Source organism: Hansschlegelia quercus (assembly GCF_004310425.1).
In the GTDB taxonomy this organism is placed as follows: domain Bacteria; phylum Pseudomonadota; class Alphaproteobacteria; order Rhizobiales; family Methylopilaceae; genus Methylopila; species Methylopila quercus.
Map to the genome: position 1 here is coordinate 97,307 of NZ_SIUB01000001.1, position 22,356 is coordinate 119,662.

Sequence of the window (22,356 nt, forward strand, 5' to 3'; positions counted from 1 at the left end):
CGTTTCGGTCGTCCTGCCAGCCTAGTCCGCCCGCCCGCCAGAACGAAAAACGCGGGCTCCCTATGGAAGCCCGCGAGTTGGCCTCGTCCCCGACAGGTTCCGAGACTGGGGTATTCGGTTCGCGGCGCCCGCGTGATCTGGAGGCGGGACCGGAGGAGGCCTCCGGTCCCGCCTGTCTCGTCAGGCGCGCGCCAGCGTCGGCTGCGTAGGCGAGGCTGGGCCGTCGAGGGTCGCAGGGTTCGCCACGCCGGAGCGCTTCACATGGGCGGCCAGCACCGGGCGCAGGAGCGTGATCGCCAGGAAGGCTGCGAACAGGTCCATGGCGGCGACCGTATAGAGTACGGTCGACCACGTGCCGGTCGCCTCCATCAGCAGGTTGCCGACCGGCACGAACAGCGCGCCGATGCCCTTGGCGCAGTAAAGCACGCCGTAGATCTTGCCGATGTGCTTGGTGCCGAAGGCGTCGCCGGCGAGCGCGGAGAACAGCGAGTAGACCTCGCCCCAGGCCAGGAACACCACGCCTGAGAGGATCAGGAAGGCGTAAGGGTTCGAGCCGAAATAGCCGAGGGCCACGATGCCGAGGCCCTCCAGCGTGAAGGCGATCAGCATCGTCTTTTCGCGGCCGATATTGTCCGAGATCCAGCCGAACAGCGGACGCGAGATGCCGTTCATGATGCGGTCGAGCATCAAGGCGAGCGGCAGGGCGGCCATGACCGCGAAGCCAAGGTTCACCTGGAAGTTCTTAACGCCGAGATCCTGCGCGATGACGCCAAGCTGGGCGACAGCCATCATGCCGCCGGTCACGACGCAGATGAACATCAGGAACATCAGCCAGAAGAGCTTGGTGTTGAGCGCTTCCTTCAGCGTGTAGTCCTTGCGGGTCTGGACGATCTTATCGGAGACCTTGACCTCGGAAGCGCTTGGACCGCGCAGGAACCACGCCGCCGTGAAGGCGAGCAGGCCCTGGATGATGCCGAACACCAGGAAGGTCTGCTGGAAGCCGCTCGACTCGATCATCGCCGCGATCGGAAGAATGGTCGCCGCGGAGCCCGCGCCATAGCCGCCGGCGGTGAGGCCGACCGCAAGGCCGCGCTTATCTGGGAACCACTTCAGCGCGTTGTTGATGCAGGTGGCGTAGATGCAGCCGACGCCGACGCCGCCGATCGCCGCGCCCACGTAGAAGCCCATCAGCGAGGTCGCCTGGGAGTTGATGATCCAGGACGAGCCCATGAAGACCGCGCCGATGGCGACCATCGCGCGGGGGCCGTATTTGTCGATGAAATAGCCTTCGATCGGCGTCAGCCACGTCTGCACCAGAACAAAAATGGTGAACGCCACCTGGATGCTCGCGCGATCCCAACCAAAGCTCTTCTGGATCTCGGGCACGAACAACGTCCAGGCGTACTGGATGTTCGCGGTCGCAATCATGCAGATGACGCCGACCACAATCTGTAGCCAGCGCGTTGATTCTTTTACGTCCGGCCGCAACGCCGGATTCGATGGTGCGCTCATTATCACATTCCCCGTCTTGTTCTGGCTGACGACCTTGGACCGCCGCGCCTCGTTGGAGCGTTTCTTCCCAAGAACTTTTTTCTTCGACCGCAGCCGGCTTCGCCGCGCATGCCCAGTCGGTCGATTGCCAGCTTTTTTGCATGGCTGGTATGCAATAGGTGGCATGCCAGTATGTCGCAGGGGAAGCCCGACAAAGAGCTAAACGCGATCACGTTTTCTTTACATTTGGCTCAACTATCACGTTACTGTGAAAGCCAGCGCCAGCCCTCGCTATTTAAAAGAATAGCTCGCCCCTGCCTTACGTGAAGGCCAGGTAACGTCTCGCGGGCTCCGGCGCCGAGCAACGCCAGCGCCGCCCTGATGACGCCGCCATGCGCCACGATCACCGATGGCCGATCGAGGGCGGCGAAAAAAGTCGCGAGGCGGCTTTCGACATCTTCGTAGCTCTCTCCGCCGGGCGGCCGGTGGGTCCAGCGGGCGGCGTCCCGGCGCCGGGCCTCCGCCGGCTCCCTCTCCCGGATCTCGCGCATGGTCGAGCCTTCCCAGGCGCCGAAGCCGAGTTCGGCGAGGCGCTCCTCGGTGACGAAGAGATCGGGATCAAGCCCTGCGGCCTCCCGCAGCAGCCGGGCGGTATCCGTGGCGCGCGTAAGCGGGCTGACAAAGAACGGGCGCTTGCTGAGATCGGGAACGGCGCCCGCGAGCAACCGCCCGACCGCGCGCGCCTGATCACGGCCGCGTGGGTTGAGGGGCACGTCCCGACGGCCCTGCAGGCGGCCTTCGACGTTCCAGTCCGTCTCGCCGTGGCGGACGAGGATCAGGGGGATAAGCGGCGCGTGAGCGCCGCTCAGCCGACCACCGAGATGTCGGGGGCGTCGGGGTTCTTCATGCCGACGATGTGATAGCCGGCGTCGACGTGGTGGACCTCGCCGGTGACGCCGCGACCGAGATCGGAGAGCAGATAGAGCGCGCTGTCGCCGACCTCTTCGATCGCCACGGTGCGGCGCAGCGGGGCGTTGAGCTCGTTCCACTTCAGGATGTAGCGGAAGTCGCCGATCCCGGAGGCCGCCAGCGTCTTGATCGGGCCGGCGGAGATCGCGTTGACGCGGATGTTGTTCGGGCCAAGGTCGGCGGCGAGGTAACGCACGGAGGCCTCGAGCGCGGCCTTGGCGACGCCCATGACGTTGTAGTGCGGCATCCACTTCTCGGCGCCGTAATAGGTCAGCGTCAGGATCGAGCCGCCATTGTTCATCAGCTTCTCGGCCCGCTGCGCAACCGCGGTTAGCGAGTAGCAGGAGATGAACATCGTCTTGTGGAAGTTGTCGGCGGTCGTCTCGATGTAGCGGCCGTCGAGCTGGTCCTTGTCGGAGAAGGCGACGGCGTGGACCAGGAAGTCCAGCCCGCCGAGCAGTTCGCCCGTCTTCTCGAACACGGCGTCGATCGTCGCCGGATCAGTCACGTCGCAATGCCCGACGACTTCGGCCGAGAGTTCGGCGGCCAGCGGTTCGACGCGCTTGCGCAACGCATCGCCCTGATACGTGAAGGCGAGCTTCGCGCCCGCGTTCGCCGCCGCCTTCGCAATGCCCCAGGCGATCGACCGGTTGTTGGCGACGCCCATCACGAGCCCGCGCTTTCCAGCCATCAGACCCCGGACATCCGTCATGAAAACACCTCGAAACGCGCGCTCGGCGGCAGCGCTTAAGGCGACTGCCTATGGCATAGCCCCTCACGCCACTCAAGCGGACGTGAGCGCTCGACCTTCACAGCGCGTTTCATAGTGGCTCGCGCGCCGCGGTTCAGCCGCGCGGTTCGTAAGGCGCTTCGTCGCGCATGGTCTCCGCTACCGCGGTAAGGCGGGGGTCGCCGCCCTTCGGCAGGACGATGCGGAGCTCGACCAGCAGATCGCCCGCCTCCCCCGTAGCGCCGACGCCCTTGCCGCGTAGCCGGAGCGTGCGACCGCCGTCTGAGCCTGCCGGCACCGTCATTTCCACAGCGCCATCGAGCGTCGGCACGCGGACCTTTCCACCGAGCACCGCCTCATAGATCGTCACGGGCACGGTCACGCGCACGTCACGGCCTTCGACACGAAAAGCCGGATCCGGCGTTACGCGGACGACGACCAGCGCATCGCCGCTCTCGCCGCCGAAACCGCTTGGCCGGCCCTGCCCGCGGAGGCGGATCGACTTGCCGTCCTCGATCCCTGCCGGGATCGTAACGTCGAGCTCCTTGCCGGTCGGCAGGCGCACGCGCTGCTTCGCGCCGCGCGCCCAGTCGCGGAACGGTACGGAAACCTCGACCCGCAGATCCTCGCCCTTCGGCGGCTCGCCGCCAAGGCCCGCGCCGCGCCGCGGCCTGCGGCCGCCGAACGCGCCGAGGATTTCGTCGATGATGTCCTCGCCGCCCGCCGCTCTGGCCCCGCCGAACGGGCCGCCGGCGCCGAAACCGCCGCTTTGGCGGAAAGGACCGCCAGCGCCGGTGTTCCCCCAGGGACCGCCCTGCCCTGAGCCAAAACCCGCAAAGCGCGGCTTGCCCTCAGCGTCGATCTCGCCGCGGTCGAACTGGCCGCGCTTGGTCTCATCGGACAGCAAATCGTATGCCGAGCCGATCTCGGAGAAACGCTCCTTGGCGGTCGGGTCGTCGGGCTTCTGATCGGGGTGCCAGGTCTTGGCGAGCCGGCGATAGGCCTTCTTTATCTCGGCCGCGGTCGCCTGGCGCGCCACGCCGAGCACGTCATAGGGGTCGCGCATCGCGGAGACGGTATCCATGCATTCGAGGTGGTTGCGGCGGACAGTCTAGCCCGACGCGTCGTTCGCCCTCAATGTGGGCGTCTGTTGCCGCAATGCAACAGGGCCTCGCGCCTCAGAGTGCGTGACTTTGCGCCGTATGGATCGACACGGCTTCCCAGTGCCCCGAAGCCGTGCGGCAGGCGTTGCCCTCGAGCCGTTTTTCGGCGCCGCCGGCGCTGTGCGTGGCGGAGAAGGCGCGGCAGGTCGCGCCATTTTCGGTGGTCTGGCCCGCGGTCGCGCTGAACGAGCCGTACGCGCCGGAATCGGGGTTGGCCCAGGGTACGGAGGCGTAGGTCGCGTCGGCGCTCATCGCGATCGACAGCGCGCCGCGCGCGTAAGCCCAGTCGGACGGGTTCAGTGTCGTGTCTTCGGCCGGCTGAGGCGCGGTCGGCGCATAGGCGGCGGGCGTGGCCGCAGCCCCCTCCGGGGCGGCGGCGCCGGGCGGCGGCGCGAGCGGCTGCGAAGTCACCTTGTCGCGCGGCGCTGGCGTCACGGCAGGCTGGATCGAGCCGGTGCGGAGGTCATCCTTGTCGCCGCCCGTCAGCGGGTACGAGATGCTGCACCCGGAGAGAGCGCAACCCAGTACGATCGCAAACGCGGCGCCGGACGCTCGCGGGGCGACCGAGGCTCGTGTAGATGAAGCGCCTGAGACGGCGCGCTGATCGAGGCTACGCATCAAACCGGGGAACTCCTTGATCGCCCGGACAGTCAACGGCAGGAGCAGTTAATGTCGCGTGACTTCCACGCAGCGGACGACCCGTTCCCTGTGTTCGAGAGCTGGCTCCAGGAAGCCGGCGGGACGGAGCTGAACGACCCCAACGCGATGGCGCTGGCGACTGTGGATGCGGACGGCATGCCCGACGTTCGCGTGGTTCTCATGAACGGCTACGACGCCCGCGGGATCGTGTTCTACACCAATCTCGGCAGCGCTAAGGCCATGGAGCTGAGCTCCCAACCGAAAGCGGCCGCCGTGTTCCACTGGAAATCGCTCCGCAGGCAGGTTCGGTTCCGCGGGACGGTGGAGCAGGTGAGCGCCGAAGAGGCCGATGCTTATTATGCGACAAGGCCGCGCATGAGCCGCATCGGCGCATGGGCGTCGCACCAGTCGCATCCTTTGTCTTCGCGCGCGGAACTCGAGAATGCCGTGGCCGCAAGAGAGTCCGAATTTGAAGGCCGCGAGCCGCCGCGACCGACATGGTGGTCAGGCTTCCGCATCGTCCCCATCTCCGTCGAGTTCTGGCTCGATATGCCCTATCGTCTTCACGACCGCGCGACCTTTACGCGCGGCGGCGACGGCGGGTGGAGCCGGACCAGGCTCTATCCCTGATGCCCCTCGGAACGGACCACTGATGAGCACGCCCGACGACACGTCGACGGACACCCCGGCGACCTGCCCCTTCACCGGCGCCCGCGCGGGCCAGGCGGTGGCGCCGACCTCAGCGTCGCCAGCCATGACGCAGGCCGGAGGGCCCGCGCCGGCCCTTGCTCCTCGTCCTCGCATTGCGGGCTCGAACGAGCCGCGGAAAACCCTGCTGCTGACAGGCGCCAGCCGCGGCATCGGCCATGCGACGGTTAAGCGCTTCTCTGCGGCGGGCTGGCGCGTCATCACCTGCTCGCGCCACGCCTTCCCCGAGGAATGCCCGTGGGGTGCAGGACCGGAGGACCACATCCAGGTCGACCTCGCCAATACCGACAGCACCGTCGCGGCGATCGCGGAGATCCGCGACCGGCTGGAGGGCGGCGCGCTGCAAGCGCTAGTCAACAACGCCGGTATCTCGCCCAAGGGCTCGGGCGGCGAACGACTGGGCGCGATCGACACTGCGCTCGATGACTGGAAGACGGTGTTCCAGGTCAACTTCTTCGCGCCGATCATGCTGGCGCGCGGCCTCGCTCCCGAGCTCACCGCGGCGCGTGGCTCCATCGTCAACGTGACCTCGATCGCCGGCGGCCGGGTGCATCCCTTCGCAGGCGCGGCCTACGCCACCTCGAAGGCGGCGCTGAACGCCCTGACGCGCGAGATGGCGGCGGACTTCGGACCGCTCGGCGTACGCGTCAACGCGATCGCGCCCGGCGAGATCGACACCGCGATCCTGTCGCCCGGCACCGACAAGATGGTCGCCCAGATCCCGCTCCGCCGCCTCGGCACTCCGGACGAGGTGGCGAAGACGATCTACTTCCTGTGCACGGAATCCTCGTCCTACGTGACCGGCGCCGAGATCCACATCAACGGCGGCCAGCACGTGTGACGGCGGGTCGGGCGAAGGATTGCGCCGCCGAAGGATTTCGCTTTCCGACCAGACATGATCGCTGCATGGCCGGACCAAATCCCGCCTCAATGAAGTGACGGGATGGCAGCATGCGGCGATGCCGCCGCATCATAATCCGGTTTGGCAAGCTCATGAACTTCCGCTTCCGCCTGACGTCAGCGATCATTGTGTCGGCGTTTCTCGTCGCGACCCAGACATACGCAGTCGATGATCCGCGCGCGGCTCTTCGGTTCCCGGATGACCAGATTGCGCTAACCCTGCACGCGAAGGGTTCGCAGATCTATGACTGCAAGGCTGGCGGAGACGGCTCGCCCGAGTGGACGTTCAAAGCTCCCGAAGCTGACCTGTTTCTCGGCGAGGAGAAGGTTGGACATCACTTCGCCGGCCCAAGCTGGGAATACCGTGACGGTAGCCGGATCACGGGCAAGGCGGTCGGGAAAGCGGATAGCGCCCGGCCGGCGCAGGACATCCCTTGGTTACGCGTCAGCGTTCAAAGTCACGCCGGCACGGGCGAACTGGATGGCGTCAGCATCGTCCTGCGGATCAATACCGAGGGCGGCGTGCTCCAGGGCGCGTGCAAGGATGTCGGCGCACAAGCGAACGCGCCTTACGAAGCCGACTACGTCTTCGTAAGGCGACCTTGATCGCTTCAACTGCCCCGACGGCCCTTGGCGCGGTCGGCCAGCCTCAGACTACGCGGCGATCAGCCGGCCGCGCGCATCCGCTGCTTGATGAAGGGCGACTCGAACGAAACGACCGGGCTCGGCCGCCCGACGAGATAGCCCTGAATCTCTTCGCAGTTCAGCTCGGCCAGGAACGCGCGCTGCTCGGGCGTCTCCACGCCCTCGGCGGTGATCGGCATATCCAGGCTCGCGCCGAGCGCGACGACGGCGCGCACGATCGCCTTAGCCTGCGGGCTCGTCGACAGCGTCTGGATGAACGAGGCGTCGATCTTGATCCGGTCGAAGGGAAAGGCCTGAAGGTAGGACAGCGACGAGTAGCCGGTGCCGAAATCGTCCATCGCGATCTGCACGCCGAGCGCCTTCAGCCGACGGAGCGTGTTCAGCGCGCCGGATAGATCGTCGAGCAGCACGCCTTCGGTGATCTCCAGTTCGAGACGCTCGGCGGGAAGGCCAGTCTCGAGCAGGATCGAGTGGACGAGTTGCACGATGTCGCCGTGCTGAAACTGAACGGGTGAGAGATTCACCGCGACCTTGCCGGGCTTGGGCCAGCGCATGCCTTCGCGGCAGGCGGTGCGCAGCACCCATTCGCCGATCTGGACGATCGCGGCCGTCTCCTCGGCGACTGGGATGAACATGATCGGCGGGACGACGCCGCGCACCGGGTGTTTCCAGCGGGCGAGCGCCTCGAACCCGTTGATCTCGCCGGTCTTGGTGTCGGCCTGCGGCATCCAGTGCAGGAACAGCTCGTTGCGCGAAAGCGCGGTGGCGAGGTCCTGTTGCAGGGCGCGGCGCTCGCGGAGCGCGAGGTCCATCTCCGGTTCGAATCCGCGGGAAAGACCGCGCCCGTCAGCCTTCGCCCGATAAAGCGCGGCGTCGGCGTTCGCGAACAGCGCATCCGCGGTCTGGCCGTGATGCGGAAAGACGGCGTAGCCGACGCTTGCGCCGCAGCGCATCGTGCGGCCAGCGATTGTGGTCTCGGTGTTCAGGCGTTCGGCGAACAAGGCGGCCAGCTTGTTGGCGTCGCCGGCGTCCGCGCCAGTGCCGATTACGACGAACTCATCGCCGCCGAGCCGGAAAGCCATGGCGTTGGGGCCGGCCGAGATGATGCGTCGGGCGGCGGTCTTCAGGATCTCGTCGCCGGCGGAATGGCCGAAGACGTCGTTGACCTCCTTGAACTTGTCGAGGTCGATGCAGAACAAGGCGACCTCGCCGCCGCGCTTCATGGAGCTCGCCAGCGCCTCGTTGAAGGCGGCGCGGTTGGCGAGGCCAGTCAGCGGGTCGTGATAGGCGAGGTGGCGGATCTGGTGATCCTTCTGCTTATGGTCGCTGAGGTCGCGAAGCGTGAAGACCCGCCGCCGCTTGCCGTCGCTGGTGAGGTCCCGGCTCGAAATCTCCACGAACATGCCCTCGCCGCCGGTGGCGCGCAGGCCGACTTCCTGAGGCTTCGCGAGGCTTGCGGATAGGATGCGGTCCGGATCGGGCGCGTCCAGGAAGTCGCGAAACGCGCGCCCGCGCAAAGCCACTCGGTCGAGCCCCATGAGCCGTCCGGCCGACAGATTCACGTCGACGATCTTGCCGTCCTCGCAGATCACGATGCCCTCGCGGGTCAGATCGGCGAAGGCGCGGTCGCGCTCCCATTCCGCGCGGATTCCCGCGGGGGCCACGCCCAGAAGTACGATCAGCCCGACAAGGACGCCGAGATAGACGACCGCCAGCCCCATGCTGACGACGTCCGCGCCAAGGGCGTCGCCTGGCAGCGGAACGCGCAGGTTGGTCACGATCCCCACCGACCCATGCACGAGCACAGCGAACATCACGAGCGACAACGCCACCATGGCGCCCGCCGCCGTGCGGCCGATGGTCGAGCTTAGACGCGCCCCGATCGCCATGGCGGCCGCGCAACCGGCGATCGCTAATCCGCCCGCAAGAGCGAATTCGCCGATGTCGAGAACCGCGCGGCCCGGCACGCGAACCGCGGCCAGGCCGATGTAGAAAGTCACCGCCGCCGCGGCGCCGATGATCGCGCCGCCCGCCGCTGCCATACCGACTTCGTTGCGCCTGAGGTGGGGCAGCGCGAAGCCCGCCGCGGCGCCGTTCATCACCAGCGAAACCAGAATGGCGACGAAGCACATGGTGGCGTCGTAGACCGCGTAGGGCGCCGCCGTCGCAAAGGTGGAAAACGCGACGGCCCAGTGAGCGGCCGCGCAGGAGAGCGCCAGGATGCCGGTCCAGACCGCGCCGAACGGACCAACGATTCGCGCTTTGACCGCGGGGCCGAGCGCCAGCGTCCAAGCGAGCCCCGCGCCGCAGCACATGGCCAGAAGCGCGGTCGCGCTCGTCACCTGAGTTTCATCGAAGACCTCGAGGAGGGGCATGCGTGTGACCGGAGAATGGACGGCAACTCATTCTCTACGTCGAGGTTCGATAACGATGTGTAATGATCGACGATGAAATGCGCGCTTCGGCCGCAGTTCAGAGCCAGCGACGCCACTTGAAGAACAGGTACGGCAGAACCGCGCTCACCAGCATCAGCCCGAGCGCGAACGGGTAGCCGTGAGCCCATTTAAGCTCTGGCATGTGCTCGAAGTTCATGCCGTAGATCGAGGCCACGAGCGTCGGCGGCAGGAACACGACCGCCATGACCGAAAACAGCTTTACGATGTCGTTCTGCGCCAAGCCGACCATACCAAGCATCGCGTCAAGCAGGAAGGTGACCTTGTCGTTCAGGAAGCTCGCGTGCTCGGTGAGCGAGGACGCGTCCCGCTGCAGCGTCCGGATCTGCGACTTGGTGTCCTTCGAGGGCTTCGCCCCCTCGATCTCCGCGGTGAGATAGAGAAAAACCCGCTGGAGCGTGACCAGACTTTCGCGCGACTTCGAGCTCAGGTCGCCCTTGCGGCCGATCGCCTTCAGCAGTTCCTGGTAGGGCTTGCGATAAGCCTGCGAGCCCGTACGCTGGAAGATGATGCGTGACAGATCGTCGACGTCGGCCCCCACATGCTCGAGGATGTCGGCGACCCGGTCCACGATAGCGTCGAACAGGCCGATCAGCACGGCCTCCGCGGTCCGTTCCCCCGCCTGCGCCTTGCAGGCCCGGGTCGAATAAATCTGGAACGGCTTGGGATCGTCATAGCGGACGGTGACGAGCGCCTGCTTCGTCAGGATGAAGGTCACCGCGGAGAGCACCGGCGTCGCCGTGTCGACATTGCACAGCACCGAGGCCGTCATATAGCGCGCGCCGCTCTCGATATAGAGACGGCTCGAAGGCTCGATCTCGACCATCTCGTCCCGCGTCGGAACGCTCGCGCCGACCGCGGCCTCGACCAGTTTGTCCTCCTCAGGCGTCGGCTGGAGAAGATCGATCCAGACGGCGTCGTTCGGCACGCGTCCATCCGTCAGCGCGACCTGGGCGAGCGCGCCGTCGCGCGCCGCATAGACGATGATCATCGTCGTCTACTCCGGGTCGAGCGGGCGGACGTCGACAGCGGCTCCGCCGGAGCCGGTCGCGATCGTCTCGACGCGCGCCTCGGCGCGCTTCAGCAACTCGTCGCAGCGCGCCTTGAGCAGTTCGCCGCGCCGGTAGATCTCGATCGATTCCTCGAGCGGCGCCTGGCCCTGCTCGAGCCGCGCGACGATCTTCTCTAGCTCGGCCAACGCCGCCTCGAAGGAGAGCGTAGAGACGTCGGCTGCGGCGTCCGTCATGGGCGATCCTCGTGAAGCGTCCGGGCCGCCTTCATGCGCGAAGCTCAAGCCCCCATCAAGGCGCGGACATGAGCGGCGGACGATTCCGCAAGGCCCTTGAGGTCGTAGCCGCCCTCCATGACCGACACGATACGGCTTCCGCAGTGCTCGTCGGCCACCTCCATCAGCGCGCGCGTCATCCAGTCGTAGTCTGCGGCCTGGAGGTAGAGCCCGCCGAGCGGATCGCGGGCGTGGGCGTCGAAGCCGGCGGAGATGATCAGCAGATCGGGCGAAAAGGTCCTGAGCGCCGGAAGGATGGCGTCGTCGAACGCCTCCTTGAACTTCGCGCCGCCGTCGCCCGCCCGCATCGGCGCATTGACGACGTTGCCGCAGCCGGTCTCCGAGCGCGCGCCGGTGCCGGGAAACAGCGGCATCTGGTGGGTCGAGGCGTAGAACAGCGTCGGGTCGTCCCAGACGAGAGCCTGCGTGCCGTTGCCGTGGTGGACGTCGAAATCGACGATCGCGACCTTCTGGGCGCCGTGTGTCTTCTGCGCGTGACGCGCGGCGACGACGGCGTTATTGAAGAAGCAGAAGCCCATCGCGGTGGTCGCCTCCGCGTGGTGACCCGGCGGGCGCATGCCGCAGAAGGCGTTCTTCGCCTTGCCCGCCATCACCTCATCGACCGCGAGCGTCGAGGCGCCGAGCGCGCGCAGCAGCGCCTCCCAGGTGCCGGGGCTCATCATCGTGTCGCCGTCGATCATCACCATGCCCTCGCGGGGTCGGGCGTCTTCCAACGCTTCCACGAACGCGCGGGGGTGCGCGAGCGCCGCGACCTCGGCTTCCGCGAGCGGCGCCTCGACGCGCATCAGCGGCTGAAACGTCTCGGCCTCGAGCGCCTGTTCGACCGCGCGCATGCGGTCAGGCCGCTCGGGGTGACCGGGCGTGACGAGATGCTGGGCGAAGGAAGGATGGGTGATGTAGAGCGTGCTCAACGGACGGCCTCCCGGACGGCTTTTCTTTCTGGGATACCAGAAGTCCTGACCGTGCGCGACGAACCTTATCTAGAGCGCGAGCGCAGCGTCCGCCGCCTCTCCCAAAGACGCCGCGCCGGATATGACGGCGCGCGCTAGGCCCTCGGTTCCTCCGAGAAGGTTTTCCGCATGGAAACGCGCGAGCGCCACATAGGCTCCGCCGTCCTGATTGCTCCCCATCGCGGCGAGCGCGTTCTCGGCGAGGGCGGCCCCGCCGAGCGTCAGGCCGAACAGCCGGAGATAAGGCGTCGCGCCGGCGAGGATCGCCGCCTGATCGTTCGCGGCTTCGCGCATGAACGCGGTCGCCCGCCCAAGCGCCGCCTTCGCCTCGGCGAGGCGGGCGGCGCTGTCGCCGAGCGCCGGCCCCGTGGCGCGGAGGCGCGAGATTGTCTCTTCGATCGACGCGAGCACCTCCTCCGCCGACGCACCGTCAGACTGCGCAAGCTTGCGGGTGGCGAGATCGATCGCCTGCACCCCGTTTGTCCCCTCGTAGATCGGCGCGATGCGAGCGTCGCGCAGGTGTTGGGCGGCCCCGGTCTCTTCGACATAGCCCATGCCGCCATGGACCTGCAGCCCAAGCGACGCGACCTCGCAGCCGATATCGGTCGAGAACGCCTTCGCGATCGGGATCAGCAGGCTCGCCCGTTCGTGCGCCGCCTTGCGCTCGACGTCGTCCGTCGCGCGATTGGCGCGGTCGAGTTCGACGGCGGCGCGGTAGCAGATCCCGCGGGCCGCCGCCGTCAAAGCGCGCATCGTCATGAGCATGCGTCGCACGTCCGGATGGGCGACGATGGGGCTCGGCGATAGGCTGCCCCCGGACCGCCCCTGTCGACGCTCATGCGCGTAAGCGAGGGCAGCCTGCGTCGCACGCTCGGCGATGGCGACGCCCTGCAGGCCTACGGCGAGGCGGGCGTTGTTCATCATCGTGAACATGCAGGCGAGCCCGCGGTTCTCCTCGCCCACGAGGTAGCCTATGGCGCCCTCTCCTTCGCCGAAGACCATCGTGCAGGTCGGGCTGCCGTGGATGCCGAGCTTGTGCTCGATGCCCGCGCAGACGAGGTCGTTGCGCGCGCCCAGCTCGCCGCCCTCTTCAATGAGGCGTTTCGGCACGAGGAACAGCGAGATCCCGCGCACACCCTCCGGTGCGTTCGGCAAGCGCGCGAGCACAAGGTGGAGGATGTTCTCCGCCATGTCGTGCTCGCCATAGGTGATGAAGATTTTCTGGCCCTTGATGCGATAAGAGCCGTCGTCTGCGCGCTCGGCGCGCGTGCGAAGCAGCGCGAGATCGGTGCCGGCCTGCGGCTCCGTCAGATTCATCGTCGCCGTCCACTCGCCGGCGACCAACTTCGGCAGATAGATCCGTTTGATCTCGTCCGAACCGTGGCGCTCGAGACATTCGATCCCGCCATGCGTCAGCAGAGGACAGAGTCCGAAGGCCATCGAGCCTTGCGCCCAGAGTTCGCTGGTCAGCGCCCACACCGCCGTCGGCAACGCCTGCCCACCATGCGCTTCCTCGGCCGACACTGCGTTCCACCCGGCTGCGGACCAGGTGCGATAGGCCTGCGCATAGCCCGGCGCCGTGGTCACTGCGCCATCGGAGAAACGCGCGCCCTCACGATCTCCGACGCGGTTTAGCGGGGCGATGATGTCGGTCGCGAACGCGCCGGCCTGCTCGATCACGGCCGCAACTGTCTCCGTGTCGATGTCGCCGTAGAGACCCTCAGAGCGCGCGCGAGCGAGCCCCGCCGCATGGTCGAGGGTGAACAGCATCTCAGCGACGGGCGCGCGATACGTCATGGAGCGTTCTCCGTTTTCCGCCTCTTCGCTTGACGGACGGGGCGGCGGACCGTCAATGCGCTCTTCGCCCAAGGGACAGATCGCATTGACCGCCCGCACAACCCGAGAACTGACGCCGGAAGACGCCGAAGAAGCCGGCGCTCTGCTTGCGCGCGGCGGATTGGTCGCGTTTCCGACCGAAACGGTCTACGGCCTTGGCGCGGATGCGGGCAACGCTGCCGCGGTCGCTTCGCTTTACGGCGCCAAGGGAAGACCTTCGTTCAACCCGTTGATTGCGCATGTTCCTTCAGTCGTGGAGGCTCGGACCGTCGCCGTCTTCGATGTCGACGCGGAACGGCTCGCCGCCGCTTTCTGGCCGGGGCCGCTGACCCTCGTACTCCCCGCCGCCTCGGGCTGCCCGGTCTGCGAACTCGCGCGCTCGGGCCTCGAAACGGTCGCGGTGCGCGCGCCGGATCATCCCATCGCCGAGGCGATCCTTCGCGCGGCCGGACGCCCGATCGTGGCGCCGTCGGCCAATCGCTCAGGGCGAGTGAGCCCGACGACGGCTGATCACGTGCTTACCGACCTCGATGGGCTGATCGACGCTGTGTTGGACGGCGGCGCGACGCGGGTCGGGCTCGAATCCACGATCGTCGCCTGTCTCGGCGGCGCGGCGACTTTGCTTCGGCCGGGCGGGGTCCCGCGCGAAGCGATCGAGGCGGCGCTCGGCCGGGCGCTCGCGCTCCCCGCCGAAGACGAGCACGCCCCGGCCTCTCCGGGCCGCCTCGCCTCGCATTACGCTCCCGCGGCCGCGCTTCGGCTGGACGCCGCGGCGCCGGCAGCCGGAGAGGCATGGCTTGGCTTCGGTCCGGACGATGTCACGGACGGGGTGCGGGATACGCTCAGTGCGTCAGGAGATCTCGCGGAAGCCGCGGCGCGCCTGTTCACAACGCTTCGGTCTCTGGATGCGACAGGCGTCGCGCGTATCGCGGTGGCGCCGATCCCGGTCGGAGGATTGGGCGACGCCATACGAGACCGGCTCAAGCGGGCGGCGGCGCCGCGAGGGTAGAGCGCGACGCCCGACCGACCCTCGACCTCGCGTCCCGGACTTGATCAGGGACCCAGACGCGCGGACGTCCCGTAGCGCCTGCTAGACTCCTGCCCACTCAGCGGCTCTGGGTCCCGGATCAAGTCCGGGGCTCGAGGCGGCGGATCATCAAGCGGCCCGCCCACGGCCGCGCTATACTCTCCCCGCCATGACCCTCCCGATGCCGCTTGACCTCGTCGCCCGCTTCGCCGCGCTCGTCGCGCCGAACGACATGCTCGACGCCGAAGACGCCGCGCCGCACCTCGTCGAGCCTCGCGGACTCTACAAAGGCCGCGCGGCGATCGTCATCCGCCCGCGCAGCACCGAAGAAGTCGCAGCGATCGTGCGGCTCGCGCACGAGACCGGCACTCCGATCGTCCCGCAGGGCGGCAATACCGGGCTCGTCGGCGGGCAGACCCCGGACCAGGGCGGCGGCGCTATCCTACTCTCGACGAAGCGGCTCGACCGTATCCGCGAGGTCGATGCGGACGAGAACCTGATCGTGGCGGAAGCGGGCGTCACGCTCGCTGCGATCCAGGATGCGGCGAAGGCCGCGGACCGGCTGTTCCCGCTCAGCTTAGGCTCGGAGGGCTCCTGCACCGTCGGCGGCAATATCGCGACCAACGCCGGCGGCGTTGGCGTGCTCGCCTATGGCAACACCCGCGACCTCGTGCTCGGCGTCGAGGCGGTGCTGCCCGACGGACGCATCTGGAACGGCCTCCGCCGGCTCCGAAAGGACAATACCGGCTACGACCTCAAGCACCTGTTCATCGGCTCGGAAGGCACGCTCGGCATCGTCACCGCCGCCGTGCTCAAGCTCTTTCCGGCTCCCCGTGAGGTCGCGACCGCCTTCTGCGGCGTGCCCTCCCCCGCCGCAGCTCTGGCGCTGTTCCGGCTGCTGCGCGCGAAGGCCGGCTCGGCGCTCACGGGCTGTGAAATCCTCCCGCGCATCGGTCTCGACTTCACGCTCAGGCACATGGCCGCGACGCGCGATCCGCTCTCCGAGCCTCACCCTTGGTACGTGCTCGTCGAACTCTCGTCGCCGCTCTCGATCGGCCTCGCCGCGACGCTCGAAAGCGCTCTGGCGGAAGCCTTCGAAACCGGGATCGTCGAGGACGCGGCGATCGCGGTTTCCGGCGAGCACGCGGAGGCTTTCTGGCGCATCCGGCAGGGCATGTCGGAGGTTCAGGGCAAGGAAGGCGGCTCGATCAAGCACGACGTCTCCGTGCCGCTGGGACGCGTCGCGGCGTTCATCGCGGAGGCGACGTCGGCGGTCGAGGCTTTCGAGCCCGGCGCCCGCGTCGTGGCTTTCGGCCACCTTGGGGACGGCAACATCCACTTCAACGTCAGCCAGCCCGTAGGCGTGGACAAGGCGACCTATCTCGAGCGCTGGAGTGCGATGAACGAGGTCGTCCACGGGATCGTCGAGGCCTATGGCGGCTCGATCGCAGCCGAGCACGGCGTCGGGCGCCTGAAGCGGGGGCTGCTGCCGACGGTCAAGCAGAGCGTGGAGCTCGACATGATGCGGGCGGTGAAGTCCGCGCTCGATCCAAACGGGCTGTTCAATCCCGGCGTGCTGATCTGAGCGAAACGCGGCGTTAACGACGTCAGGCGTTCCATCGGCTTCATGAGCCTGAACGCCTTCCGCATCGCGGCGCTGATCGTCTCCTGCCTCGCCGCGGGCGGCAGTCACGCGGCCGAGCGCATTCTGGGGAGCCGCACCATCGCGGAATGCGCGCCGGCCGAGACGGTTGTGAGCGAATTCGCCGAACAGGTCTGCTATCGCGGGCCGAACGGCTACGAGGCCTGCCGCTGGTTGCCCCGCACCCACATCGTCGACCTGCCGGAAACCTGCGGGCATGCCGGCGTCATCGCGCGCGCTCCGCTGGTCCGAAAATAAGCCGTCAGATCAGCCGCGGCTGCGCCGGTTCGGCCGGAGGCTCCTGATCGGACGCCGGCTCCTGCACCTCCGGACCGTCATTGCCCGCCTGATTGACCCGCGCGCCGATCGCGATCGTCTCGAAGGACTCCGCCGGCTCGCCGTCGAGGCAGCGTAGCACGAGGCTGCTGCCGTCGACCCGCGTGTCGAGCCAGGCGTCCCAGTGCTCGCGCTGCATGACGGCCGGCATCCGCTCGTGGATGTCGGCGAGCGCGCCCTTGGCGGCGATCGTCACGACCGCAAACGAGCGCAACGTCGAGCCGTCGGGTCGGCGCCACGCTTCCCAGACCCCGGCGAACATGAAGGGCTCGCGGTCCGTCCGGCGCACCATGAAAGGCTGCTTGAAACGGCCGATCGTGCGCCACTCGTACCAGGCGTCGGCAGGCACAAGGCACCTGCGCTTCTGAAGCGCGGACCGAAACGTGGGCTTCTGCGCCACCGTCTCGCCACGGGCGTTGAACAGCAGCGGGACGGATTTCTCATCGGCGGCGTTCGCGGGCACCAAGCCCCAACGCTGCATGCCGATGCGGCGCGTGCCGTTCTCGATCAACGCGACGGGCACCATCTGCGTCGGCGATATGTTGAAGCGCGGCTGGAAATCGTCCGGCGCGATTGCGCCAAGCAGGCTCGCGAGCGCTGCCCTGGACGAAGTCTGCGCATAACGTCCGCACATGAGCGATAGTCCCGCGAAGAAGCCCCGCGGTCCTTGCACCGGCGCGCGTTCGCGATCAAGAGGGCGTGGCGCCTGCGTAACGGAGACGAACCAGACTTGAACGAGCGTGCCGACGACCGCGCTTATCCCCAGCGCCCGCTGCTCGCGGCCAGCGTCGCCTGCTTCCGAGACGGCGCGGTGCTGCTCGCGCGCCGCGGCAGGGCGCCATCGCGCGGGGTCTGGTCGTTGCCGGGCGGCCTTGTCGAGATCGGCGAATCCGCCGCCGACGCTGCGATTCGCGAACTGCTGGAGGAGACCGGCGTCACGGCCGAAATCTCGGGGTTCGTCGAGCCGGTGGAGTATCTCCGGACCGACGCCTTCGGCCGGATCGAGCGCCATGTGGTGATCCTGGTCCACGCCGGCCGGTGGGCCGGCGGTGAGGCTCAAGCCAGCGAGGAAGCGGAAGCGGTCGCCTGGGTCCGGCCCGAGGAGGTCTCGTCGCTGGAGACCACCGAGCGGCTGGCCGAAATCGTCACCCGCGCGGCGGGAATGGTCGCATGACGGGCCGTGTGATCGCCGTCTCTCTCGTCGCAATCATGCTCGCCGCGACGAATGCGATCGCCCAGGGCGATCGCAAGCCGCACGCGCCTGCGGAGCCCGCCCCGCCCGCCGTTGACGCCGCGCCCCCCGCTCCGCCGCCTTACGAGCCGCAACTGATGCGCCTCGCTGAGGTGCTGGGCGCGCTGCATCATTTGCGCACCGTCTGCGGCGCGGCCGACGCCGACATCTGGCGCGACCGGCTCGCGGCGTTGATCGAGGCGGAGGCCCCTTCCCCGGACCGCCGCGACCGGCTCGCCGGCGCATTCAATGCAAGCTTCCGGACCTGGGCCCGCAGCTATCGCTCCTGCACCCCCTCGGCGAAACTCGCGATCGATCGCTTTCTCGGCGAGGCCGGGAGGATCGCAGAGGACGTGCGCGTCCGTTACGGCCCGTGAGATGGATCGGTCGCTTTTTCGCGACCGTGTTAACCTTTTCGTACGGAATCGGCCCGCGGCGGGGGCGAAGCCGATAGGCTCTCGATCGGGTTGGGTAGGGTTCTTCATGACACATGATGATTCGGCCGCCGAAAACGGCATGGACGAGCGCCGGGCAGCGCTCGCCTATCTCGATGAGGCCTGGGAAGAGGCTCTGCTCGACGGCATTGCGCCTGACTGCGTGGCGCACGCGGCGCTGTTCGCGGCGCTCAAGGAACTGGTGATGGCCTTCGGCGAGGAGGCGACCGCGCGTTTCGCCGAGAAGCTGCCGGGCAAGATCCGCGAGGGCGGCTATACGCTGCCGCATCTGCCGCACTGAAGACGTCGCGCGGAGATTAGAATCCCAGCGCGACCGCGATCAGGATTGCGAAGCCGAACAGCGTCAGGCCGCTGCCTGAAATCGTGTTGATGCGGCCGAGCCAGCTTTCCGCGATCTTCTCCCGCAGCCGGCTCGCGCCGATCGAGAGCGCAGCCCACCACGCCGCGCTCCCGATCGCGACGCCGACCGTCAGCAGCGCCGCGGCCCCGTAATCGCCGGGATTTTCGCCGATGCCGGCAAGCCCGCCGAAGATCGCGAAGAAGCCGAGCAGCACGGCCGGGTTCGTCACCGTCAACGCAAACGACGTCAGCGCCGCGCGCACCAGCGATAGCGTGGTGTCGTTCTCCGGCGCCCGGCTGACCGAACTCGGCGCGTAGAGCAGCTTCACCCCGAACGCCACCATCACCGCGCCGCCGATTACCTTGATGACGGGCAGATGCCCCTCCACGAAGGTCGCGATCGCCGTCACCCCGAAGGCGGCGAGGCCCGCGAACAGCACGTCCGCGACGAAGGCGCCGCCGCCAGCCGCCATCGCAGACGTGGGTCCGTTCCGAATCGCCCGGTGAATGCACATGACGTTGGTCGGCCCGACGGGGGCGTTGACGCCGATCCCGATGAGAATACCCGTGGCGACGAGCGACACGTCCAACACGCGGAGATGTTCCTTTCGAAGGAGGGTGCGCCGCGCCTGCGAGGCTGGTGTGGATTGTCGGCTCAGTTTGCGAGGGTGTCGATGAAGCGGACCGGTTCGCCGATGCCGGGAGAGACGAGTTCGCCGTCGCGCATCACGACGCGCCCGCGCACTATCGTGCCGACAGGCCATCCTGTCACGCCGAGGCCATCATATGGCGTCCATTTCGACCGCGAGCCGATCCAGGAATCGGTGATCGTCTCGCGGCGCTTCAGGTCGACGACCGTCACGTCGGCGTCATAGCCGACGGCGAGCCGCCCCTTCCGCGCGATCCCGAAGATGCGGGCGGGACCAGCGCTCGTGAGGTCGACAAATCGCGCGAGGCTGAGCCGGCCCGCGGCGACATGGTCGAGCATGATCGGCACGAGCGTCTGGACGCCGGTCATCCCCGAGGGACTGTCGGGATAAGGCTTGTCCTTCTCCTCAGGCGTATGCGGCGCGTGGTCGGAGCCGAGCACGTCGACGACGCCCTGTTTCAAGCCCCACCAGATGCCCGCGCGGTGCGCGTCGTCACGCACCGGCGGGTTCATCTGCGCGCGCGTCCCAAGGCGGGCATAGGCGTCCGAGCCCATCGTCAAATGATGCGGCGTCGTCTCGACGGTCGCGACATCCTTGTAGTCGGCGAGGAAGCGCATCTCCTCGGCCGTCGAGATGTGCAGCACATGCACCTTCGCGCCGTATTCACGCGCGATCGCCACCAGACGCCGCGTGCATTTCAGCGCGGCCTCGGCGTCGCGCCAGACGGGGTGGCTCGACGGGTCGCCCGCCACGCGCAAGCCCTTGCGCTCGGTAAGGCGCGGCTCGTCCTCGGAATGCACCGACACGCGGCGGCGCGTGCGCTTCAGGACTTCGCTGACCCCGGCGTCATCCGACACCAGCAGCGAACCGGTCGACGAGCCCATGAAGATCTTGATGCCGGCGGCGCCCGGCAGGCGCTCGAGCTCGGCGACGTCCTTGGCGTTCTCGTGCGTGCCGCCGACAAAGAAGGCGTGATCGCAGTGCATGCGGCCTTTGGCGCGGGCAAGCTTATCCGCGAGCGCCTCCGGCGTGACCGTCAGCGGATTGGTGTTCGGCATCTCGAACACGGCGGTGACACCGCCGAGCACGGCCGCGCGAGACCCGGTCTCCAGGTCTTCTTTATGGGTCGCGCCCGGCTCGCGGAAATGCACCTGCGTGTCGATCACGCCCGGCAGCAGGTGGAGCCCCGTGCAGTTTAGCGTCTCGCTGGCGCTGGCCGACGACAGGTCGCCGATCTCCGCCACGCGCCCATCTCGCACGCCGACATCCGCCCGCCCCTCGCCGTCCTGATTGACGACCGTTCCGCCCTTCAGCAGCAGGTCGAAGCGCTCGGACATGGCATCTCTCCGAAGGATCGTCTTGAGACGGGACGATGGGGTGGCTACCTTCGCGCGCGGACGAAGGCAACACGGACGGAGAAGCCGGATGCGCGGCGCGATCCTCGAAGGACGCGGCGTCCTTGTCGTGACAGGGGCGGATGCGGGACGTTTTCTCGACAATCTGCTGACGACGGACGTCTCGACGCTGGCCCCCGGCCGCGCGGCCTATGCGGCGCTGCTCACGCCGCAGGGCAAAATCATCGTCGACATGATCGCCTCGCGGACCGGCGACGGCTATCGGCTCGATCTCCCGGCGCAGCACATTTCCGATCTCGCGCGACGCCTGACGCTTTACCGGCTGCGCTCCAAGGTCGAGATCGCCGAGGCGCCCGGCGTCCGCGTCCTCGCACTGTGGGGTGACGGCATGCTGCCGCGGATCGAGGGCGATTTCGTCGCCGATCCCAGACTCTCCGCGCTCGGCGTGCGCGCCTATTTCGCGGAAGGCGCGCCGCTTCCCGAAGGTCTGCCGCTCTCGCTCGAGGCGTGGCGCTCGCATCGCGTGGCGCTCGGGGTGCCGCATGGCGGCTTGGACTTCGTCTATGGCGACGCCTTCCCCCATGAGGCCTGCATGGACCAGTTGAACGGGATCGACTTCCGCAAGGGCTGCTATGTCGGCCAGGAGGTCGTCAGCCGCATGGAGCACCGCGGCACGGCGCGGACCCGCGTGACGCCTGTGCTTCTCGACGGCCTTCAGCCCGAGATCGGCCTCGCGGTGACCGCTGGCGACCGGACGATCGGGCGCATGGGCTCCTCGGCCGACGGCCGGGGCCTCGCTCTGCTCAGGCTCGACCGCGTCGAGGAAGCGCGCGCCGCGGGGCGGCCGCTGATCGCCGGCGCGACCATGCTGACGCCCGCGAAGGCGGCCTGGGCGCGCTTCGCCTTCCCCGGCGAGCCGAACGCGGCGTGACGATCGCGCCTCACGCCGACGGCAAATGCCGCTGCGGCTGGTGCGGGACCGACCCGCTCTACGTCGCCTATCACGACTCGGACTGGGGAACGCCCGAGCGCGACCCGCGCGCTCTCTACGAGAAACTGGTGCTCGACGGTTTTCAGGCGGGGCTTGCCTGGATCACCATCCTCAGGAAGCGCGAGGCGTTTCGGAAGGCGTTCGAGGGTTTTCACCCCGAGCGCGTGGCCGCCTTCAGCGAGGCCGACGTCCAGCGGCTGATGGGCGATGCCGGCATCGTCCGCTCGCGCGCGAAGATCGAGGGCGCGGTGAAATCCGCCCGCGCGTACCTCGCTATGCAGGAAAAAGGCGAAGACTTCTCCGCCTATCTCTGGGCCTTCGTCGGCGGCGAGCCGCTGGTGAACCGGTGGCGAGACAAGGTCGACGTACCCGTCGCGACGCCGGTCTCAGAAGCCCTGTCGAAGGACCTGAAGCGGCGCGGCTTCACCTTCTGCGGCCCCGTGATCGTCTACGCCTTCATGGAGGCGGTCGGCATGGTCAACGACCACCATGTCGATTGCTTCCGCCACGCGGAGCTGGCGGGCGAAAGCCGCTAGGAGC

General features: G+C 67.9%; 24 protein-coding genes. 11 read left to right on the forward strand and 13 right to left on the reverse strand.

Annotated elements, in window-relative coordinates; genetic code table 11:
- Positions 1–180: 180 nt before the first annotated feature.
- The 5 genes from oxlT to EYR15_RS00435 form a co-directional block, all read right to left on the reverse strand.
- Positions 181–1,512, reverse strand: coding sequence for an oxalate/formate MFS antiporter (gene oxlT, locus EYR15_RS00415; protein WP_131000927.1), 1,332 nt, complete (start codon positions 1,510–1,512; stop codon positions 181–183).
- Positions 1,513–1,754: 242 nt separating this feature from the next.
- Positions 1,755–2,360, reverse strand: a complete 606-nt coding sequence (locus EYR15_RS00420) for a histidine phosphatase family protein (RefSeq protein ID WP_245498130.1) — start codon at positions 2,358–2,360, stop codon at positions 1,755–1,757.
- Positions 2,357–3,172 carry an enoyl-ACP reductase FabI gene (fabI, locus tag EYR15_RS00425; RefSeq protein WP_131000928.1) on the reverse strand — a complete coding sequence of 272 codons (816 nt, stop codon included), beginning with the start codon at positions 3,170–3,172 and terminating at the stop codon, positions 2,357–2,359. Before fabI ends, EYR15_RS00420 begins: the two co-directional genes overlap by 4 nt.
- A gap of 133 nt (positions 3,173–3,305) precedes the next feature.
- Positions 3,306–4,256: a DnaJ C-terminal domain-containing protein gene (locus tag EYR15_RS00430; protein WP_131001555.1), complete on the reverse strand. Its 951-nt coding sequence runs from the start codon at positions 4,254–4,256 to the stop codon at positions 3,306–3,308.
- Between the two features lie 112 nt (positions 4,257–4,368).
- Positions 4,369–4,971 (reverse strand): RT0821/Lpp0805 family surface protein, encoded by a 603-nt coding sequence (locus EYR15_RS00435; protein ID WP_131000929.1) that lies wholly within the window; start codon positions 4,969–4,971, stop codon positions 4,369–4,371.
- A gap of 51 nt (positions 4,972–5,022) precedes the next feature.
- Between EYR15_RS00435 and pdxH the strand changes: the two genes are divergently transcribed.
- The 3 genes from pdxH (at position 5,023) to EYR15_RS00450 (ending at position 7,206) form a co-directional block, all read left to right on the forward strand.
- Positions 5,023–5,622 carry a pyridoxamine 5'-phosphate oxidase gene (gene pdxH / locus EYR15_RS00440; protein WP_131000930.1) on the forward strand — a complete coding sequence of 200 codons (600 nt, stop codon included), beginning with the start codon at positions 5,023–5,025 and terminating at the stop codon, positions 5,620–5,622.
- A gap of 124 nt (positions 5,623–5,746) precedes the next feature.
- A complete protein-coding gene (locus EYR15_RS00445) occupies positions 5,747–6,541 on the forward strand; it encodes an SDR family NAD(P)-dependent oxidoreductase (protein ID WP_245498131.1) in 795 nt (264 codons plus the stop codon).
- Positions 6,542–6,693: 152 nt separating this feature from the next.
- Entirely contained in the window at positions 6,694–7,206 is a 513-nt protein-coding gene (locus EYR15_RS00450; protein WP_165455380.1) for a DUF3455 domain-containing protein, read from the forward strand.
- Positions 7,207–7,265: 59 nt separating this feature from the next.
- On the opposite strand, the gene EYR15_RS00455 is transcribed toward EYR15_RS00450, so the two are convergent.
- The 5 genes from EYR15_RS00455 to EYR15_RS00475 all read right to left on the reverse strand — a co-directional run bounded on the left by EYR15_RS00455 (position 7,266) and on the right by EYR15_RS00475 (position 13,751).
- Positions 7,266–9,587, reverse strand: coding sequence for a putative bifunctional diguanylate cyclase/phosphodiesterase (locus EYR15_RS00455; protein WP_245498074.1), 2,322 nt, complete (start codon positions 9,585–9,587; stop codon positions 7,266–7,268).
- Between the two features lie 130 nt (positions 9,588–9,717).
- Complete coding sequence (locus EYR15_RS00460) at positions 9,718–10,689, reverse strand: magnesium transporter CorA family protein (RefSeq protein ID WP_131000932.1); 972 nt, start codon at positions 10,687–10,689, stop codon at positions 9,718–9,720.
- 6 nt (positions 10,690–10,695) lie between these two features.
- Positions 10,696–10,944 (reverse strand): exodeoxyribonuclease VII small subunit, encoded by a 249-nt coding sequence (locus tag EYR15_RS00465; protein ID WP_131000933.1) that lies wholly within the window; start codon positions 10,942–10,944, stop codon positions 10,696–10,698.
- 44 nt (positions 10,945–10,988) lie between these two features.
- Complete coding sequence (locus EYR15_RS00470) at positions 10,989–11,915, reverse strand: histone deacetylase family protein (protein ID WP_131000934.1); 927 nt, start codon at positions 11,913–11,915, stop codon at positions 10,989–10,991.
- A 69-nt stretch (positions 11,916–11,984) separates the two neighbouring features.
- Positions 11,985–13,751, reverse strand: a complete 1,767-nt coding sequence (locus EYR15_RS00475) for an acyl-CoA dehydrogenase family protein (RefSeq protein WP_131000935.1) — start codon at positions 13,749–13,751, stop codon at positions 11,985–11,987.
- Between the two features lie 55 nt (positions 13,752–13,806).
- Between EYR15_RS00475 and EYR15_RS00480 the strand changes: the two genes are divergently transcribed.
- The 3 genes from EYR15_RS00480 (at position 13,807) to EYR15_RS00490 (ending at position 16,717) form a co-directional block, all read left to right on the forward strand.
- Complete coding sequence (locus EYR15_RS00480) at positions 13,807–14,799, forward strand: L-threonylcarbamoyladenylate synthase (RefSeq protein WP_131000936.1); 993 nt, start codon at positions 13,807–13,809, stop codon at positions 14,797–14,799.
- Between the two features lie 199 nt (positions 14,800–14,998).
- The gene (locus EYR15_RS00485; RefSeq protein WP_131000937.1) at positions 14,999–16,402 is read left to right on the forward strand and encodes an FAD-binding oxidoreductase; all 1,404 of its coding nucleotides are present in this window, start codon (positions 14,999–15,001) and stop codon (positions 16,400–16,402) included.
- 42 nt (positions 16,403–16,444) lie between these two features.
- Positions 16,445–16,717 carry a hypothetical protein gene (locus EYR15_RS00490; protein ID WP_131000938.1) on the forward strand — a complete coding sequence of 91 codons (273 nt, stop codon included), beginning with the start codon at positions 16,445–16,447 and terminating at the stop codon, positions 16,715–16,717.
- Positions 16,718–16,721: 4 nt separating this feature from the next.
- Here EYR15_RS00490 and EYR15_RS00495 read toward each other — a convergent pair whose 3' ends face one another.
- The gene (locus EYR15_RS00495; RefSeq protein ID WP_131000939.1) at positions 16,722–17,429 is read right to left on the reverse strand and encodes an SOS response-associated peptidase; all 708 of its coding nucleotides are present in this window, start codon (positions 17,427–17,429) and stop codon (positions 16,722–16,724) included.
- Between the two features lie 96 nt (positions 17,430–17,525).
- Between EYR15_RS00495 and EYR15_RS00500 the strand changes: the two genes are divergently transcribed.
- The 3 genes from EYR15_RS00500 (at position 17,526) to EYR15_RS00510 (ending at position 18,761) form a co-directional block, all read left to right on the forward strand.
- Complete coding sequence (locus EYR15_RS00500; RefSeq protein ID WP_131000940.1) at positions 17,526–17,969, forward strand: NUDIX hydrolase; 444 nt, start codon at positions 17,526–17,528, stop codon at positions 17,967–17,969.
- Positions 17,966–18,403 (forward strand): TIGR02301 family protein, encoded by a 438-nt coding sequence (locus tag EYR15_RS00505; RefSeq protein ID WP_131000941.1) that lies wholly within the window; start codon positions 17,966–17,968, stop codon positions 18,401–18,403. Before EYR15_RS00500 ends, EYR15_RS00505 begins: the two co-directional genes overlap by 4 nt.
- Before the next feature lie 106 nt (positions 18,404–18,509).
- Positions 18,510–18,761: a hypothetical protein gene (locus EYR15_RS00510; RefSeq protein WP_131000942.1), complete on the forward strand. Its 252-nt coding sequence runs from the start codon at positions 18,510–18,512 to the stop codon at positions 18,759–18,761.
- A gap of 16 nt (positions 18,762–18,777) precedes the next feature.
- Here EYR15_RS00510 and EYR15_RS00515 read toward each other — a convergent pair whose 3' ends face one another.
- Both EYR15_RS00515 and EYR15_RS00520 read right to left on the reverse strand, forming a co-directional pair.
- Positions 18,778–19,413 (reverse strand): LysE family translocator, encoded by a 636-nt coding sequence (locus EYR15_RS00515; RefSeq protein ID WP_165455381.1) that lies wholly within the window; start codon positions 19,411–19,413, stop codon positions 18,778–18,780.
- 62 nt (positions 19,414–19,475) lie between these two features.
- Positions 19,476–20,807 carry a dihydroorotase gene (locus EYR15_RS00520; protein ID WP_131000944.1) on the reverse strand — a complete coding sequence of 444 codons (1,332 nt, stop codon included), beginning with the start codon at positions 20,805–20,807 and terminating at the stop codon, positions 19,476–19,478.
- Positions 20,808–20,895: 88 nt separating this feature from the next.
- Here EYR15_RS00520 and ygfZ point away from each other — a divergent pair, with 88 nt between their 5' ends.
- Positions 20,896–21,756, forward strand: coding sequence for a CAF17-like 4Fe-4S cluster assembly/insertion protein YgfZ (gene ygfZ / locus EYR15_RS00525; RefSeq protein ID WP_131000945.1), 861 nt, complete (start codon positions 20,896–20,898; stop codon positions 21,754–21,756).
- On the forward strand, positions 21,753–22,352 hold the full coding sequence (locus EYR15_RS00530; protein WP_165455382.1) for a DNA-3-methyladenine glycosylase I: 600 nt from the start codon (positions 21,753–21,755) through the stop codon (positions 22,350–22,352). Before ygfZ ends, EYR15_RS00530 begins: the two co-directional genes overlap by 4 nt.
- Positions 22,353–22,356 lie beyond the last annotated feature (4 nt).

Excerpts from the sequence above, each read along its gene's own strand:
- EYR15_RS00475 (WP_131000935.1), bottom strand. The coding sequence starts at position 13,751 with ATGACGTATCGCGCGCCCGTCGCTGAGATGCTGTTCACCCTCGACCAT.
- EYR15_RS00435 (WP_131000929.1), bottom strand. The coding sequence starts at position 4,971 with ATGCGTAGCCTCGATCAGCGCGCCGTCTCAGGCGCTTCATCTACACGA.
- ygfZ (WP_131000945.1), top strand. The coding sequence starts at position 20,896 with ATGCGCGGCGCGATCCTCGAAGGACGCGGCGTCCTTGTCGTGACAGGG.
- EYR15_RS00450 (WP_165455380.1), top strand. The coding sequence starts at position 6,694 with ATGAACTTCCGCTTCCGCCTGACGTCAGCGATCATTGTGTCGGCGTTT.
- fabI (WP_131000928.1), bottom strand. The coding sequence starts at position 3,172 with ATGACGGATGTCCGGGGTCTGATGGCTGGAAAGCGCGGGCTCGTGATG.
- EYR15_RS00510 (WP_131000942.1), top strand. The coding sequence starts at position 18,510 with ATGACACATGATGATTCGGCCGCCGAAAACGGCATGGACGAGCGCCGG.
- EYR15_RS00520 (WP_131000944.1), bottom strand. The coding sequence starts at position 20,807 with ATGTCCGAGCGCTTCGACCTGCTGCTGAAGGGCGGAACGGTCGTCAAT.
- EYR15_RS00505 (WP_131000941.1), top strand. The coding sequence starts at position 17,966 with ATGACGGGCCGTGTGATCGCCGTCTCTCTCGTCGCAATCATGCTCGCC.
- oxlT (WP_131000927.1), bottom strand. The coding sequence starts at position 1,512 with ATGAGCGCACCATCGAATCCGGCGTTGCGGCCGGACGTAAAAGAATCA.
- EYR15_RS00430 (WP_131001555.1), bottom strand. The coding sequence starts at position 4,256 with ATGCGCGACCCCTATGACGTGCTCGGCGTGGCGCGCCAGGCGACCGCG.
- EYR15_RS00485 (WP_131000937.1), top strand. The coding sequence starts at position 14,999 with ATGCCGCTTGACCTCGTCGCCCGCTTCGCCGCGCTCGTCGCGCCGAAC.
- EYR15_RS00495 (WP_131000939.1), bottom strand. The coding sequence starts at position 17,429 with ATGTGCGGACGTTATGCGCAGACTTCGTCCAGGGCAGCGCTCGCGAGC.
- EYR15_RS00480 (WP_131000936.1), top strand. The coding sequence starts at position 13,807 with ATGCGCTCTTCGCCCAAGGGACAGATCGCATTGACCGCCCGCACAACC.
- EYR15_RS00465 (WP_131000933.1), bottom strand. The coding sequence starts at position 10,944 with ATGACGGACGCCGCAGCCGACGTCTCTACGCTCTCCTTCGAGGCGGCG.
- EYR15_RS00460 (WP_131000932.1), bottom strand. The coding sequence starts at position 10,689 with ATGATCATCGTCTATGCGGCGCGCGACGGCGCGCTCGCCCAGGTCGCG.
- EYR15_RS00490 (WP_131000938.1), top strand. The coding sequence starts at position 16,445 with ATGAGCCTGAACGCCTTCCGCATCGCGGCGCTGATCGTCTCCTGCCTC.
- EYR15_RS00445 (WP_245498131.1), top strand. The coding sequence starts at position 5,747 with ATGACGCAGGCCGGAGGGCCCGCGCCGGCCCTTGCTCCTCGTCCTCGC.
- pdxH (WP_131000930.1), top strand. The coding sequence starts at position 5,023 with ATGTCGCGTGACTTCCACGCAGCGGACGACCCGTTCCCTGTGTTCGAG.